The organism is Mesorhizobium sp. WSM3626 (genome assembly GCF_000513935.1).
GTDB classification, from domain to species: Bacteria; Pseudomonadota; Alphaproteobacteria; order Rhizobiales; family Rhizobiaceae; genus Mesorhizobium; species Mesorhizobium salmacidum.
On the sequence record NZ_AZUY01000004.1, the window covers coordinates 19,512 to 35,563 of the forward strand.

Annotated in this window: 14 protein-coding genes; 13 read left to right on the forward strand and 1 reads right to left on the reverse strand. The window is 64.3% G+C overall.

Annotation, left to right across the window (positions count from 1 at the left end):
- Positions 1–115: 115 nt before the first annotated feature.
- The 4 genes from M653_RS0104430 to M653_RS0104445 are packed head-to-tail and all read left to right on the forward strand — an operon-like array spanning position 116 to position 4,208.
- Entirely contained in the window at positions 116–961 is an 846-nt protein-coding gene (locus M653_RS0104430) for a sugar ABC transporter permease (RefSeq protein ID WP_027142212.1), read from the forward strand.
- Positions 962–991: 30 nt separating this feature from the next.
- The gene (locus tag M653_RS0104435; RefSeq protein WP_027142213.1) at positions 992–1,837 is read left to right on the forward strand and encodes a carbohydrate ABC transporter permease; all 846 of its coding nucleotides are present in this window, start codon (positions 992–994) and stop codon (positions 1,835–1,837) included.
- A gap of 21 nt (positions 1,838–1,858) precedes the next feature.
- Positions 1,859–2,899 carry an ABC transporter ATP-binding protein gene (locus tag M653_RS0104440; protein ID WP_027142214.1) on the forward strand — a complete coding sequence of 347 codons (1,041 nt, stop codon included), beginning with the start codon at positions 1,859–1,861 and terminating at the stop codon, positions 2,897–2,899.
- A 16-nt stretch (positions 2,900–2,915) separates the two neighbouring features.
- Positions 2,916–4,208 carry a trehalase family glycosidase gene (locus M653_RS0104445; protein WP_027142215.1) on the forward strand — a complete coding sequence of 431 codons (1,293 nt, stop codon included), beginning with the start codon at positions 2,916–2,918 and terminating at the stop codon, positions 4,206–4,208.
- 29 nt (positions 4,209–4,237) lie between these two features.
- On the opposite strand, the gene M653_RS0104450 is transcribed toward M653_RS0104445, so the two are convergent.
- Positions 4,238–4,963, reverse strand: a complete 726-nt coding sequence (locus tag M653_RS0104450) for an MgtC/SapB family protein (RefSeq protein ID WP_027142216.1) — start codon at positions 4,961–4,963, stop codon at positions 4,238–4,240.
- Between the two features lie 250 nt (positions 4,964–5,213).
- Between M653_RS0104450 and M653_RS0104455 the strand changes: the two genes are divergently transcribed.
- The 9 genes from M653_RS0104455 to M653_RS0104495 all read left to right on the forward strand — a co-directional run bounded on the left by M653_RS0104455 (position 5,214) and on the right by M653_RS0104495 (position 16,040).
- On the forward strand, positions 5,214–6,188 hold the full coding sequence (locus tag M653_RS0104455; protein WP_027142217.1) for a sugar-binding transcriptional regulator: 975 nt from the start codon (positions 5,214–5,216) through the stop codon (positions 6,186–6,188).
- A 45-nt stretch (positions 6,189–6,233) separates the two neighbouring features.
- Positions 6,234–7,679 (forward strand): extracellular solute-binding protein, encoded by a 1,446-nt coding sequence (locus M653_RS0104460; RefSeq protein ID WP_027142218.1) that lies wholly within the window; start codon positions 6,234–6,236, stop codon positions 7,677–7,679.
- Between the two features lie 160 nt (positions 7,680–7,839).
- The gene (locus tag M653_RS0104465; protein WP_027142219.1) at positions 7,840–8,763 is read left to right on the forward strand and encodes a sugar ABC transporter permease; all 924 of its coding nucleotides are present in this window, start codon (positions 7,840–7,842) and stop codon (positions 8,761–8,763) included.
- A 9-nt stretch (positions 8,764–8,772) separates the two neighbouring features.
- Positions 8,773–9,630, forward strand: coding sequence for a carbohydrate ABC transporter permease (locus M653_RS0104470; protein ID WP_027142220.1), 858 nt, complete (start codon positions 8,773–8,775; stop codon positions 9,628–9,630).
- Positions 9,631–9,632: 2 nt separating this feature from the next.
- Entirely contained in the window at positions 9,633–10,751 is a 1,119-nt protein-coding gene (locus tag M653_RS0104475) for an ABC transporter ATP-binding protein (protein ID WP_027142221.1), read from the forward strand.
- Complete coding sequence (locus M653_RS0104480) at positions 10,748–11,872, forward strand: ABC transporter ATP-binding protein (RefSeq protein ID WP_027142222.1); 1,125 nt, start codon at positions 10,748–10,750, stop codon at positions 11,870–11,872. The genes M653_RS0104475 and M653_RS0104480 overlap by 4 nt, the downstream gene beginning before the upstream one ends.
- Entirely contained in the window at positions 11,872–13,425 is a 1,554-nt protein-coding gene (locus M653_RS0104485) for an FGGY-family carbohydrate kinase (RefSeq protein ID WP_027142223.1), read from the forward strand. The genes M653_RS0104480 and M653_RS0104485 overlap by 1 nt, the downstream gene beginning before the upstream one ends.
- Before the next feature lie 10 nt (positions 13,426–13,435).
- Positions 13,436–14,476: a 2-hydroxyacid dehydrogenase gene (locus tag M653_RS0104490; RefSeq protein ID WP_027142224.1), complete on the forward strand. Its 1,041-nt coding sequence runs from the start codon at positions 13,436–13,438 to the stop codon at positions 14,474–14,476.
- A 46-nt stretch (positions 14,477–14,522) separates the two neighbouring features.
- Positions 14,523–16,040, forward strand: coding sequence for a glycerol-3-phosphate dehydrogenase (locus tag M653_RS0104495; RefSeq protein ID WP_027142225.1), 1,518 nt, complete (start codon positions 14,523–14,525; stop codon positions 16,038–16,040).
- The last annotated feature ends 12 nt before the right edge of the window (positions 16,041–16,052 follow it).

Sequence of the window (16,052 nt, forward strand, 5' to 3'; positions counted from 1 at the left end):
AAACCGGTTTTCGGAACAGATCATGGTCAAACAAAAGTAGGGATCCTCCCAAGGGGCGTCCGGAGTTTGTTGCACTCCGGGCGCCCGGGCCGCGGCATCGCAAAGGATAAACACCATGCACGGCAAGGCTCTGCCTTATCTGCTGCTGATGCCGGCGACCTTGTTCCTCTGCATCTTCTTCCTCTATCCATTCGCGCTGGTCGCCTTCGAGGCGGTGACCCGCGACGGCGCCTTCACACTCGATAATTTCCGCACCATGGCCGGCAGCTGGAAATTCCCCGTCACGGTGCGCAACACCCTGCTGCTGGCGGCAATCGTCGTGCCGATCCAACTGGTCATGGCTCTTTTGATGGCCAGCGTGGTTTCGCGGCTGGAGACCGGACGAAGTGCCGCCCTCTACGTCTTCGCCATCCCGCTCGGCATTTCCGATCTCGCCGCCGGCCTGATCTGGCTCGCCATCTTCGACCAGTCCGGCTTCCTCAACACGCTGCTTTCCAGCCTCGGCATCGTCGAAAGGCCGGTCATGTTCCTCGGCTACCAGAGCAAGCTGACCATCTTCATCGCCGTGGCGCTGGCCGAGATCTGGCGCGCCACCGCGATCATGATGGTCATCCTCGTCGCCGGCATGGGCCTGATCCCCAAGGAATATTACGAGGCGGCGGAAGTTTTCGGGGCAAGCCCGTGGCAGCGCTTTGTGCGCGTCACGCTGCCGCTGCTTCGTCCCAGCCTGCAGACGGCCATCATCCTGCGCGTCATTCTCGCCTTCGAGGTCTTCGCCGTGGTGGCGGCACTTGGCGGCACCAACCTGCCGGTGCTGATGGGTGAGACCTACAACTGGCAGTTCACGTTGCAGGACCGCAATGTCGCGGCCGCCTCCGCGCTGCTCATCCTCGCCATTTCGATCGGCTTCACGCTGTTCTTCCTCCGGGTGCTGCGCGTGCCCAAGGAGGCCAGGATATGACGGAGGCCAGGACATGAGGGAGGTGCGGATATGAGCGCCGTGACCGATGCGCGGGTCACCACGCCGGCCGATGCCCGCAAGGCCGGCAACTGGCTGCTGACCGCCACCGCGATCGTGCTCAGCGTCTGGGTGCTGCTGCCGATTTATCTCCTGATCGTCAATGCCCTGTCGTCGCCCGGTGAGGTCACCGCGTTTCCCAAGCGCTTTCTCCCGTCCTTCGACCTCGGCAGCCTGTCGTTCTTCATCAACTTCGCCGGCGTCGCCAGGGCGCTGTGGAACTCGGTGCTCGTCGCCACGCTGACGATGATCCTGGCAATCGGCTTCGGCGCGCCGGCCGGCTACGCGCTGTCGCGCTTCGATTTTCCGGGAAAGGGCACGTTCCGCTTCCTGGTGCTGATGACCCGTGCTTTCCCGCTGCCGCTGCTGGCCTTGCCCTTGGCGGTGATGTTCATCCGCACCGGCCTCGACGACACCGCCATCGGGCTGGCGCTGGTTCACACCACGCTGGCGCTGCCGTTCGCCGTGCTCATCACCTTTTCGCTCTTCTCCGGCATTCCAGTCGAGCTCGAGGAAGCGGCCTGGACGCTCGGCTGCACACGTTGGCAAGCTTTTCGCAAGGTCATCCTGCCGCTTGCCTTGCCCGGCATCGCCGCTTCGGCGGTATTTGCCTTCACCATCTCCTGGAACGAGGTGTTCGCCGCCGCCGTGCTCACCATCGAGAACCGCACGCTGACAGCCTTCCTGCTGCAGAGCCTTGGTGAATCGCCGCTCTATCTCAAATTCGCCGGCGGCGCGGCCTTGGTCGTGCCGGCGCTGATCTTCATCTTCGCCGTCCGAAAATACCTGTTCGCCATGTGGGGGATCGCCAACCGATGACACGCGCCACGGAGACGGCTGATGGCTGAAATCGCAATCAAGGGCGTGGCCAAGCGCTTCGGCGACTTCACCGCGCTGCATCAGGTCGACCTCACCATCGCCGACCAGGAATTCATGGTGCTGCTCGGGGCCTCGGGCTGCGGCAAGACCACGCTGCTCAGGATCGTCGCCGGACTGGAGACACCGAGCCAGGGCGAGGTCTGGATCGGCGGCCGCCGCGTCGATCATCTGCCGCCGCGCGATCGCGGCATCGCCATGGTGTTCCAGAATTATGCCGTCTTTCCGCACCTGACCGTATTCGAGAACATTGCCTTCGGCCTGCGCATGAAGAAATTGCCGCGGCAGGAGATCGAGCGCCGCGTCAACCGCACCGCCGAACTCATGCATATCGAGCAATTGCTGAAGCGCTACTCCGGCCAGTTGTCAGGCGGCCAGCGCCAGCGTGTCGCCGTGGCCCGCGCGCTCGCCATGGAGCCCGATGTCATCCTGATGGACGAGCCGCTGTCGAACCTCGACGCACTGCTGCGGCTGGAAATGCGTGCCGAACTCAAGGGTGTGCTTGCCGGGTCGAAGACCACCACCATCTATGTCACCCACGACCAGGTCGAGGCGATGAGCCTCGCCGACCGCATTGCCGTCATGCATCAGGGCCGCATCGTCCAGGCTGCGTCGCCGGTCGAGGTCTACCGTAATCCGGCGGCGCGCTTCGTCGGCTCGTTCATCGGCAATCCGCCGATGAATTTCCTGCCCGCGACCAAGGCAGCGAACGGAAACTGGGATGTTGCCGGGCTGGCGCTGTCCGGTCCCAAATCGGACAGGCAGAAAGTCGAGTTCGCCATTCGCCCCGAGGATGTCGATGCCGGCGGCGAGGGCCTGCCCGCCACGGTGCGGATCATCGAGCCGCTCGGCCCGCACACGCTGGTCACCTGCGATGTCGAGGGCGCCCTGTTCCGCGCCGTGCTCGAGTCCGGCGCAGCCATTGCCGTCGGCGATCGCCTGCGGCTCGCTCCCAGGTCCGACCGCATCCGCTGGTTCGACCCCGAAACGACGCAAGCCCTGTGAAAGACCTGAACCATCCATGACCGCTCATGCCGCCAATGACATCATCGCCCGCGCCGTCGACGTGCTGAAGGAGAACGATCAGGGGACCTATACCATCCCGACAAAAGGCCTCTATCCGTTTCAGTGGAACTGGGATTCCTGCCTGACGGCACTCGGCCTTGCCCATTATGACGAAGCGCGCGCCTGGACCGAGATCGAGACGTTGTTTGCCCATCAGTGGCCGGACGGCATGGTGCCGCATATTGTCTTCCATGTCTGGAACGACAGCTATTTTCCCGGTCCCGAGGTCTGGCGAACCGGTCGCCCGACCGCCACGTCGGGCATTACCCAGCCAGCCGTCGCCGGCTTTGCCGTGCGGCGCCTGTTCGACCGCGCCAAGGACAGAAAATTGGCCGCCGAGCGGGCCCGCGCATTGCTGCCGAAGATCGATGCCTGGCATCGCTGGTTTTACGAAAACCGCGACCCCAAGGGTGAGGGGCTGGTCGCCATCATCCACCCCTGGGAATCCGGCCGCGACAATTCCATCGATTGGGACGATGCCTTCGAGCGCGTGCCGACCGAAGGCGTCGAGCCCTACACTCGTCGTGATACCTTGCATGCCGATCCGGCGCATCGCCCGACCAAGGCGCAGTACGATCGTTATCTCTGGCTGGTGCAGCGTTTTCGCGGGCTCGGTTGGGACAACGCGAGACTGCACGATGCCTCACCTTTCCAGATTGTCGATCCCGGCTTCAACGCCATCCTGATCCGCGCCGCCACCGACCTTGCCGATCTTGCCGAAGCGCTTGGCGAGACGGCGATCGCCAAGGCCAACCGCGCCCGCGCGCAAAAGGGCCTGGCGGCTATGGAGCGGCTTTGGAGCGACGCGCACGGCCAATACCTCTGTCTCGACCGTGTCGCCGGCACGCTGGTCGACAGCGCTTCCGTTGGTGGCGTCCTGCCGGTGTTTGCGGCAATCCCGAAAGACCGCGCCCCTGCAGTCGCCGCGACCGTCGAACGCCTTTCCGGCACCGCGCGTTACGTCGTGCCGTCACATGATCCCGGTGATCGGCGCTTCGACGCCAAGCGTTACTGGCGCGGCCCGGTCTGGCTGGTGGTCAACTACATGATCGCCGACGGTCTTGCTGCCGCCGGCCACGGTCAGGTCGCACAGCGCATCACGCAATCCAGCCTCGACTTGATCCGGGAGAGCGGATTTGCCGAATACTACGACCCGCTGACCGGTGAGCCGCTCGGCGGCGGCCGTTTCACCTGGACGGCGGCGATGGTGATCGAGTTTTTGCGTGATGCGCAAGTGGGTGGTGCCTAAGCATGTCGGGGCGGGAACGCTTCGTCTCTTCAGGACGCCTTTTCGCCGACTAGATCAAATCGCTCGATCTCGCATTCGCGGCTGACCAGCGTCAGGATTTCCGTTGAAGGTTCGGTCGCATCGGACTGTCTCCATTCGAGATTGAACGAGTACACGAAGCGGTCGCGGCTGATGTCATGCTCCATCCTGGCGAGGCGTGCGCCATAGCCGAGCGGCCGCACCATCTCCTGCAGGTCGGGCGGTGAACTTTTCGGCCAGGAAACCGACAGGATCGCATGGTGGTCGCGCGGAACCTTGAGGTCCACCCATTTCAACACCTGAAGCGTCAGCAGCGTCAGCACTGTTGCAATTGCCGCAAGACCGAACTGCCCGCCGCCAAAGGCAAGCCCGATCATCGTCATGATCCACATGGTGGCCGCGGTGGTGACGCCGGTCACGAGGTCGCCGCGCCGCAGGATGGCGCCGCCGCCGATGAAGCCGACGCCGGTCAGCACGCCGAGCGGCAGACGCAGCACGTCCATGCGGGCGAAGAAATCCATTCCCTTGCCCGTCGTATCAAGCAGCAAGTTGGCCTGGATCATGGCAACAGCGGCCGCAAGGCCGACCAGGATGGTCGTCCGAAGCCCGGCGGTGTGGCCGCGCGCTTGCCTGTTGAGGCCAATGAGGAAACCTGCAATCACCACAAGCAGCAGCCGTGCGACAAGATCGGGCCACGTCGGATGAAGCGGCATATCGCAGCAAAGCGGCTCGAACATCGTTCTGTCAGGCGGCGCCGGCGCTCCGCCTCTCCTGCCTCCCCGGGGGTTCTGGGCACCGCTCGGCGCCCGATGTTCCTTGCGGCTCGCCGGCGCGCCGCGACTTCGGGCCGTCGATGTAAGAACCTCTTCGCCCTCGCGAAGTTCCCGCTGGCCAACCGCCACGCGATTTGAAAGGTGGCGCTTGACTTCGGTTCCGGCATGTGAAAAATTTTGCATCAACTGATAAAAATATCACCGGGACGGAAACGTGGTTGGTTTTGGAAACGGCCTTTCGCGGGACGATGATGCCAGCATGGCGGCGCGCGCCGCGTGGCTTCATTACGCCGGCGGCCTGACCCAGTCCGAGGTCGCCAAGCGGCTGGGGCTGACCAGCCTCAAGGCCCACCGCCTCATCACCAAGGCCAATCAGGAAGGGCTGGTGAAGGTCTATATCGACGGCGAAGTGTCGGAATGCGTCGAGCTCGAGGACGAATTGTCCCGCCGCTACGGCCTCGATTATTGCGAGGTGGTCCCGGATTTCGATTCCGAGGATCTGCCGCTCAAGGCGCTCGGCATTGCCGGGGCGCAGTTCCTCAAGCGCGAGATCGAACGCGGCGAGCAGGCGCTGATCGGCGTCGGCCATGGCCGCACGCTCGCGGCTTGCGTGGAGTACCTGCCGCGCACCACCACCGACCGGATCCGTTTCGTCTCGCTGCTCGGCGGCCTGACACGGAAGTTCTCGGCCAACCCGCATGACGTCATTCACCGTCTCGCCGAGCGCACCGGAGCCGAAGCCTATGTGATGCCGGTGCCGATGTTCGCCAACACGGCGGAGGACCGCATCGTGCTGCTGGGCCAGAAGGGCATCAGCGAGGTCTTCGATCTCGCCAGATCCGCCGACCTGCTGTTGGCCGGCGTCGGTACCGCCGAGCGCGAGGCTTCGCTGGTTGCCACCGGCATGATCGAGAAAGGCGAGATGGAGGAGATCCGCCGCAATGGCGGCGTCGGCGAATTGCTCGGCCACTTCTTCGACGACGCTGGCAAGGCGGTGGCGACGACCGTCTCCAACCGCGCGCTGGCACTGGCGCGCGAGGATATCGCCAGCCGCCGGATCGTCGCCGTCGCCGGTGGCAAGATCAAAGTTCGCGCCATCAAGTCGGTGCTGGAGGGGCGCTATTTGAAAGGCCTGATAACAGACGAGCGGACGGCGCGATCGCTCGTGGAAGAGACGCCGGTCGGGTAGCCGGCAACGGTTCAGTTGAAACTACCCTGTGGAGGAGAAGACCAAATGCATGAGAAAGAGAAAGACCTCATAGACGCCTTCCTGCGCGGACAAGTCGACCGTCGCGGACTGATCAAGGGCCTGGGTGCGATGGGCCTCGCCGCCGGCACCGCCGGCACGCTGCTCAACCTGGGCCAGACCCGCGCGCTTGCCGCGGACTTCGACTGGCAGGCGCATAAGGGCAAGACCATCAAGCTCTTGCTCAACAAGCATCCATACGCCGACGCCATGATCGCCAATCTTGAGAACTTCAAGAAACTGACCGGCATGAACGTCGTCTACGACGTATTCCCTGAAGACGTCTATTTCGACAAGGTGACGGCCGCATTGTCGGCGAGCTCGCCCGAATATGATGCCTTCATGACCGGCGCGTACATGACCTGGACCTATGGCCCAGCCGGCTGGATCACCGACCTCAACGAATGGATCAAGGATCCGGCCAAGACCAACCCGAACTATGCCTGGGACGACTTCCTGCCAGGCGTCAGGAATTCCTGCGCCTGGAACGGCAAGCCGGGCGGAGCTCTGGGATCGGAAGATGCCAAGCAATGGTGCATTCCGTGGGGGTTCGAGCAGAACAACATCACCTACAACAAGGCGATGTTCGACAAGGCGGGCGTCAAGGTCCCCGGCAATATGGACGAGATGGTGGCCGCTGCCGCCAAGCTCACCAAGGATGTCGGCGGCGGCGTCTACGGCATTGGTGTGCGCGGCTCGCGCTCCTGGGCGACCATCCATCCGGGATTCCTGTCGGCTTACGCCAATTTCGACCAGAAGGACCTGAATGTGTCGGCCGACGGCAAATTGTCGGCCGCCATGAACACCGCCCAGTCCAAGGCTTTCCACAAGCAGTGGGTGCAGATGATCCAGGAGAGCGGCCCGAAGGACTGGTCGACCTACACCTGGTACCAGGTGGGCACCGATCTGGGCGCCGGCGCCTCGGCGATGATCTTCGACGCCGATATCCTCGGCTACTTCATGAATGGCGGCGACAACAAGATGGCCGGCAAGCTTGCCTTCGCCGCCTTCAAGGCGAATCCGGAGGCCAAGGCACCAACGCCGAACATCTGGATCTGGTCGCTGTCGATGTCCAACTTCTCCAAGGACAAGGACGCCACATGGTACTTCATGCAATGGGCCTCCGGACCCGAGCATGCGCTGTTCGGCGCCACCAAGATGGATTTCGTCAACCCGGTCCGGCAGTCGGTCTGGAAGGATGAAGCTTTCCGCGAGAAGCTGAACAAGAGCTATCCGGGCTATGTCGAGATGTTCGACGCCTCGGCACCCGGCGCCTCGATCAAGTTCACGGCGCAGCCGCTTTTCTTCGATCTCACCACCGAATGGGCGGCGACGCTGCAGAAGATGGTGTCCAAGGAAGTGCCGGTCGACGAAGGCCTCGACAAGCTGGCCGAGAGCATCAACGGCCAGCTCAAGGAAGCCGGTCTCGGTTAAATCGCAACGAGGGCCGGCCTGCTTGGCGGGTCGGCCCTCGTCATACCTTTTCATGTTTGCGATGCGGTGCCGAAAGGTGACCGCTATTTCGCCCGACCGGCCGCCTTGCTCCCTTGGGCGGCCGGCAGGGGCGAAGCGACAGCAACAACGGAGCAGCTCGATGACTGCGGTGGTATCGCACAGGCTCAAGCCATCCGGCTTCAGGATCAGCAAAAGGGTGTTGCCCTATGTGCTCAGTCTGCCGGCCTTGCTGGTCTGCATCGGCATCCTGATTCCGTTCCTGACCTCGGTGGTCTATTCGTTCCAGCGCTACCGGCTGAGCCAGCCCTGGGCGCGGCAGTTCAACTGGGGCGACAACTACATCTCCTTCTTCACCGATCCGAAATTCTGGAACACGCTGAAGGTCTCGCTGCTCTATGCCGGCACCACCGTCGTGCTGGAACTGCTCTTGGGCCTCGCCATCGCGCTGCTGCTGCAGAAGCGCTCGACGCTGAACAACTTCATCTCGATCATGCTCCTGATGCCGCTGATGACGGCGCCGGCGCTGGCAGCGCTGATGTGGAAGCTGATGACCAATCCCGGCTTCGGCGTGCTGAGCTATCTCGCCAGCCTCATCGGGCTGCAGGATTTCCGCTGGGCCTCGTCGCCGTCGACGGCGCTGCTAACCGTCGTGCTGGTCGACATCTGGGTCTACACGCCCTTCATCATGATCCTGCTGCTCGCCGGCCTGCGCAGCCTGCCGACGCAGCCCTTCGAGGCGGCGGCACTCGACGGGGTGCCGAGGAGCTTCGTCTTCTTCCGCATCACCCTGCCGATGCTGACACCCTACATCCTGACCGCGACGCTGTTCCGCCTGCTCGATTCCATCCAGCAGTTCGATATCATCTACGCGATGACGCAAGGCGGCCCGGGCGACACGCTGACCGTCTTCCAGGTCGAGGCCTATCTCAACTTCTTCCAGTCGACCAATGTCGGCCGCTCGGCGGCGCTGATGATCATCCTGTGGGCGATCACCTATTTCCTCTCCAACATCTTCATCAAGAACTGGCTCAGGCTGCGCGAACGCGCCCGCGGCCAGGCATAGGAGGCGGCGATGGAACATACCTCGCTTCTCGAACGCATCCTGCGCGGCGTAGCACTGACGCTGGTGGTGATCTTCTTCATGTTCCCGATCGTCTGGATCTTCATGATGTCGTTCCAGACCAACGAGACCATCCTGCGCATCCCGCCGCAGCTGATCTTCGAACCGACGCTCGCCAATTACACCGCGCTGATCACCGGCAAGCTGATGACCGCCGCCGGCACGCTCGACATCGCCTTCATGCGCAACCTCTGGAATTCGGTGTTCCTGTCGGTGACCTCGGTGGCGGTTTCGCTGCTGCTCGGCGTGCCGGCCGCCTACGCCTTCGCGCGCCACAAATTCCGCGGCTCGGAAGACATCGCCTTCACGCTGCTGTCGTTCAGGTTCGCGCCGGCACTTCTGGTGCTGCTGCCGCTGACCCTCTATTTCCAGAAGCTCGGCCTGGCCAACACCTATATCGGGCTGATCTGGGTCTACCAGCTGATCTGCCTGCCGCTGATCCTGTGGATCGTGCGCGGCTATTTCGAGGATATCCCGGCTGACATCGAATATGCCTACCGCATTGGCGGCCATTCCTGGTTCGCCACCTTCCGCAAGATCGCGCTGCCGCTCGCCGGCCCTGGCATTGCTGCGGCCGGCCTGCTCGCCTTCATCTTCGCCTGGAACAATTTCGTCTTCGCGCTGGTGCTCGCTTCGGCCGACAAGCAGCCGGTGACGGTCGGCGCGCTCGCCTTCATCACCTCATCCGGCATCCAGTACGGCCAGATTTCGGCGGCCATCGTCTTGTCGATCACGCCGACGCTGGCGCTCGCCCTCTACGCACAGCGCTATCTGGTCGAAGGCCTGTCGCTCGGCGCGGTGAAAGGATAGAAATGGCCAGCCTCGAACTCAGAAATCTCGTCAAGCGCTACAAGAGCCAGACCGTCCTCGACAATTTGTCGCTGACCGTCGCGGATGGCGAAACGCTGGTCCTGTTCGGACCCTCGGGCGCCGGCAAGACTGTGCTGCTGCGCCTGGTCGCCGGCGTCATCGATCCGGACGAAGGCAAGATCCTCATCGGCGGCGAGGACATGACCGATGTCGACGCGGAATTCCGTGGCGTCGGCATGGCGTTCCAGAATTTCGCGCTGTTTCCGCATATGAGCGCGTTCGACAACATCGCGACGCCGCTCGAGGCCAAGCGCTCGTCGCAGAGCGCGATCAAGGCCGGCGTCGAGAGCGTCGCCAAACTGTTGAAGATCGGCCATGTGCTGAGCCACAAACCACGCGCGCTCTCCAACGGCCAGAAGCAGCGCACGGCCCTTGCCCGCGCGCTGGTCGGTTCGCCGCCGCTGCTGCTGCTCGACGATCCCTTGCGCAATGTCGACGCCAAGCTGCGCTTCGAGATGCGCCTCGAACTGCCGAGGCTGCTTGCCGATCGCGGCGCCACGGTCGTCTACGTCACCCAGGATTATAAGGAAGCCATGGCGCTCGGCGACCGTATCGCTGTGATGTCGCAAGGCGTCATCAGGCAGCTCGGCACGCCCGAGCAGATCTATCGCGAGCCGGCCAACATCGAGATCGCGCGGCTGTTCGGCGACCCGACCATCAATCTGCTCGACGTCAAGCCCGCGCGCGATGGCAGGGGCGGCTATGTCGGCCTGTCCAATGTGCAGGTCCATCTCGCCGACGTTCCCGAGACCGCCATCGGCCGCGACTGCATCATCGGGCTGAGGCCGGAGGCACTGCATTTCGTTGGCGAAAACGAGCCCGGCGCCATTCCGGTGACGGTCGAGGCCGAGACGCCGCTCAACGAAAAGATCGTCACCCTGGTGCGCACCGTTCGCGGCCGTGAAATCCTGGTCTCGCGCCCGGCCGGAACGCCGGGCCGCAGCGAAGGCAAGGCCCATATCGTCGTCGACGGCAAGAGCGCCTTGCTGTTCGACAGGGCGAGCGGTGAGCGCATAGGCGCGAAGAACATTGTCAATCTGCGCAGCGGAGAAGCGGCATGAGCGCCAGCGCACTCACCATTTCCGGCGTCGACAAGTTTTATGGCCCGATCGACCGCGGCGTTCACGCCGTCAAGAATCTGACGATGGAAATCGGCAAGGGCGAGATCGTGGCATTGCTCGGTTCGTCCGGCTGCGGCAAGACCTCGACGCTGCGCATGATCGCCGGCTTCGAGGAGGTCTCGCGCGGCACGATCGCGGTCGCCGGCCGCAAGGTACACACCTTGCCGCCGGTCAGGCGCAATGTGGCGATGGCCTTCGAGGGCTACTCGCTCTATCCGCCGCTCACCGTGCGCGAGAACATGGCCTTTGCCCTCAAGGCCGCCCGGCTGCCCAGGAGCGAGGTCGACGCCAAGGTCGCCAGCATCGCCAAACTGCTGGAGATCGAGGACATATTGGAGCGCTATCCCAGCTCCATTTCGGGTGGCCAGCAGCAGCGCGCCAGTCTTGGCCGGGCGTTGATCCGGGAAGCCGACCTGCATCTGCTCGACGAGCCGATGGGGCAACTCGAACCGCAGCTTCGCGCGGTGCTGCGCGGCCGCATCAAGCATTTCATCAAGGAGCGCGGCCTGACCGCGATCCTGGTCACCCACGATCAGACCGAGGCCAACGCGCTTGCCGACCGCATCGCGGTGATGGAAGGCGGTGTGCTGCAGCAGTTCGACACGCCGGACCGGCTCAAGGAGCGTCCGGCCAACCTGTTCACCGGAACCTTCGTCGGCGAACCGCCGATGAACGTCTTCGAGGCCTTTGTCGGGACCGCCGCCGGCCGCATCAATCTGCGGCTGCCCGATGGGCTGTCGCTCGACTATGACAAAGACGCTTTCAGCGCTCCGGTGCGCGATCAACTGCTCAGCCGCGAGCGGGTGGTCATCGGCATCAGGCCCTACGCGGTCCGGCGCTCGAAGGAAGGCGTTCCGGCCAGGGTCTCTGCCAACCAATGGCTCGGCGACCAGACCCACATCGCCGCCGATTTCGCCGGCGGTTCGCTGGTGCTGGTCGAGCATGACCGCACCCGGCTCGACCTTGGCGCGCCCATCAATGTCAGCATCGATCCCAAAAACCTGCACGTCTTCGACCAGGCGAGCGGGATGGCCATCTCGCACGGCATGGAGCTCGCGTGATGCGCGACATATTGATTGGCATCGATGCCGGCACTTCCGTCATCAAGTCCATCGCCTTCGACACGAAAGGCCGCCAGATCGCGGCCGCGGCAACGCCGAACCACTATGAGACGCTGCCGGGCGGCGGCGCCGAACAGGATCTGGCGCGCACCTGGGCCGATGCCGCCACGACCCTGCGCCAGCTCGCCGACAAGGTGCCCGATCTCGCCAGCCGGACCGTCGCCATCGCGGTGACCGGGCAGGGCGACGGCACCTGGCTGATCGATGGCAAGGGCGAGCCGGTGGCCAAGGGCTGGCTTTGGCTCGACGCGCGCGCCGCCGGCGTCGTCGAGGAAATCCGCGCGCGACCAGACGACCGGCTGCGCTTCGAAAAGACCGGCAGCGGGCTCGCCGCCTGCCAGCAGGGTTCGCAGTTCGTCTTCATGAAGCGCACCATGCCCGAAATGCTCGGCAAGGCTGCCACCGCATTCCACTGCAAGGACTGGCTCTATTTCAAGCTCACCGGCGAACGCGCCACCGACCCGTCCGAAGGGACCTTCACTTTCGGCGACTTCCGCACCCGCGACTATAGCGGCGACGTGCTCGACGTCCTCGGCGTCGCCGATCTCAGGCACCTGCTGCCGCCGATTGTCGACGGCACGAGGCACAGCACCGGACTGTCGCCGGCGGCTGCCGCCATCACCGGCATGCTTGCCGGGACACCCGTCGTGCTTGGCTATGTCGATGTCGTCTGCACCGCGCTCGGCGCCGGCCTCCTCGACCGCGAGCGCAAGCCCGGCTGCTCGATCATCGGCTCCACCGGCATGCACATGCGGCTGGCCGAGACGCCCGACGATGTGCAGCTGAACGAAGCGGCGACCGGTTATACGATGGCGATGCCGGCGCCGGGCGTCTTCGCGCAGATGCAGTCCAACATGGCGGCGACGCTCAACATCGACTGGGTGCTTGGCCTTGCCTCGGGCATTCTCGCCTCGCAGGGCATAACCCGCAGCAATGGCGAGATGATCGCGCTGGTCGATGCCTGGATAGCGGCCTCGCAGCCGGCGTCGCTGCTCTATCAGCCCTACGTGTCGGAAGCGGGTGAGCGCGGACCGTTCGTCGATGCCAATGCCAGGGCGGGCTTCGTCGGCATTTCGTCGCGCCACGGCTACGCCGATCTGGTGCGCGCCGTCTTCGAAGGCTTGGCCTTCGCGGCGCGCGACTGCTACGCCGCCATGGGCCCGCTGCCACGCGAAATCCGACTGACCGGCGGCGCCGCCAGAAGCCCGGCGCTGCGCAAGATACTGGGTGCGGCCATCGGCGCCGACACGCGCACCAGCGCGCGCGAGGAGGCCGGCGCCGCCGGTGCGGCGATGATAGCAGCGGTCTGCGTCGGCCAATACGCCTCCATGGACGAATGCGTCGGCGAATGGGTGACGCCGTTGCTCGGCGAGGCCGAACCGAGCGACCCGGACCTAGCCGCGATCTACGACAGGATGGCCCCCTCCTACATGCTGGCGCATCAGGCCTTGCGGCCGGTCTGGCGTGCCATGGCGACATCGCAGGAAAATTGAGAAGTCGAGTATGCCCCGGAAAATAGCGATCATTGGCGACAACTTCATGCTGCCGGAGGTGTTTCGCGCCAAAATCGAGAAGGTTGTCAGTGGCGACCTCGACATCAGGACCTTGCAGACGGCCTGGCCCGACGAGCCGATGGAGTTCGGCAATCCGGTGCTAGGCCTCGACAAGGTCAAGGAATATTTCGGCCATCCCGACGAGGTCGTCGACTTCATCGGCGACGCCGAAATCCTCGTCACCCAGCTTGCGCCTCTGTCGGAAGGCATGATGCGGCGCCTGCCATCGCTCAAACTGGTCGCGGTGTCGCGCGGCGGCCCGATCAACATCGACATGGCCGCCGCCAAGACGCACGGCATCACCGTGGTCAATGTGCCCGGCCGGAACGCCACTGCCGTGGCCGAGTTCACCATCGGCGCCATCCTTGCCGAGACGCGCCTGATCCGGGTCGGCCACGAAGCCCTGCGCAAGGGGGAATGGCGCGGCGATCTCTACCGCGCCGACCGCACCGGCCGTGAACTCGGTGAAATGACCGTCGGCGTCGTCGGCTATGGCAATATCGGCACGAAAGTGGTGCGCCTGCTGCGTGCCTTCGGCTGCCATGTCCTGGTCAGCGATCCCTATGTGCAGCTGAGCGCCGAGGATCGCAACGCCGGCGTCGAACTGGTTGCGCTCGACGATCTCCTGTCGCGCTCCGATGTGGTTACGCTGCATTCGCGTGTGACCGGGGAAACACGCGGCCTGATCGGCAAGGACACCATCGCGCGGATGAAGCCGGGGGTGATCTTCGTCAACACGGCGCGTGGCCCATTGGTCGACTATGACGCGCTTTACGAAGCGCTGGTTTCGGGGCAGATCGCCAGCGCGATGCTGGAGACCTTCGCGGTCGAGCCGGTGCCCTCGGACTGGCCGCTGCTGCAGCTTCCCAATGTGACGCTGACGCCGCATATCGCCGGCGCCTCGGTGCGCACCGTGACCTATGCCGCCGAGCAGGCCGCCGAGGAAGTACGCCGCTACCTGGCCGGCCTGCCTCCGGTCAATCCGTGCTGAGAGCGATGGCCATGATGCGAGAATCCGGCAGCGGGGTGACGGCGAGATGAGCGTCGGCCCTGACATCGTCGACCTCTTCGTCATTGGCGGCGGCGTCAACGGCGCCGGCATCGCGCGCGATGCCGCCGGCCGCGGGCTTTCAGTCATCCTGTGCGAAAAGGACGATCTCGCCGAAGGCACCAGTTCGCGCTCGGGCAAGCTCGTCCATGGCGGTCTGCGCTACCTCGAATATTACGAGTTCCGCCTGGTGCGCGAGGCGCTGATCGAGCGCGAGGTGCTGCTGGAATCGGCGCCGCACATCATCTGGCCGATGCGCTTCGTGCTGCCGCACAGCCCCGATGACCGGCCGGCATGGTTGGTGCGGCTCGGCCTGTTCCTCTACGATCATCTCGGCGGCCGCAAGCGGCTGCCCGCCACCCGTACGCTCGACCTGCGCACCGCGCCCGAGGGTGCGCCGATCAAGGACAGTTTCAAGCGCGGCTTCGAATATTCCGATTGTTGGGTCGACGATGCCCGCCTTGTCGTCATCAATGCGCTCGACGCCGCCGAACGGGGAGCGAAGGTCTTCACCCGCACCGCATGCACCGCCGCCCGCCGAGAGGGCGGCCTCTGGGTCGTCGAGATGCGTGACGTCAGGACCGGCATCAAGACCAGTGTGCGGGCCCGCGCGCTGATCAATGCCGCCGGTCCCTGGGTCAACGACATCGTCAATCGCGTTGCCGGCCAGAATTCCAGGCGTAATGTCCGCCTCGTCAAGGGCAGCCATATCGTCGTGCCCAAGTTCTGGGAGGGAAGGCAAGCCTATCTCGTCCAGAACAGCGACAAGCGCGTCATCTTCATCAATCCCTACCAGAACGATCTCGCGCTGATCGGAACCACCGACATTCCCTACGAAGGCCGGCCGGAGGATGTGACGGCGGATGAGAGCGAGATCGATTACCTCATCAAAGTGGTCAACCGCTATTTCAAGCGCGGCCTTGCGCGCAACGATGTGGTCTATTCCTTCTCCGGCGTCAGGCCGCTCTATGACGACAACGCCGACAATCCCAGCGCGGTGACCCGCGACTATATTTTCGAACTCGACGCGCCGGATGCGCAGGCGCCGCTGCTCTCCGTCTTCGGCGGCAAGATCACCACCTTCCGCAAACTGGCCGAGCACGCGCTGGACAGGATCGCGCCGTTCTTTCCGAAGATGGGCAAAGCGTGGACCGCAAAGGCGCATCTGCCCGGCGGCGATATCGCCAATGCCGATTTCGAACAGTTCCTCGGCGACCTCGCGAATGAGTATCCATGGATGCCGGCATCGCTGCTCAAGCATTACGGCCGGCTCTACGGCACCAGGACGCGGTCCGTGGTCGGCGGCGCCCGTTCGCTCGCCGCACTGGGGCGGTGCTTCGGCAGGGATTTCTTCGAGCGCGAGGCGAACTACCTCTTTGAACGGGAATGGGCGGAAGACGCGGCCGACATTCTCGAACGGCGCACCAAGCATGGCCTGCATCTGTCCGCCGAGGAGAAGTCGGCCTTCGAGCATTGGTGCGCGACCCGGCAGGCGAGGGCAGGCTGATGGCGCTCACTG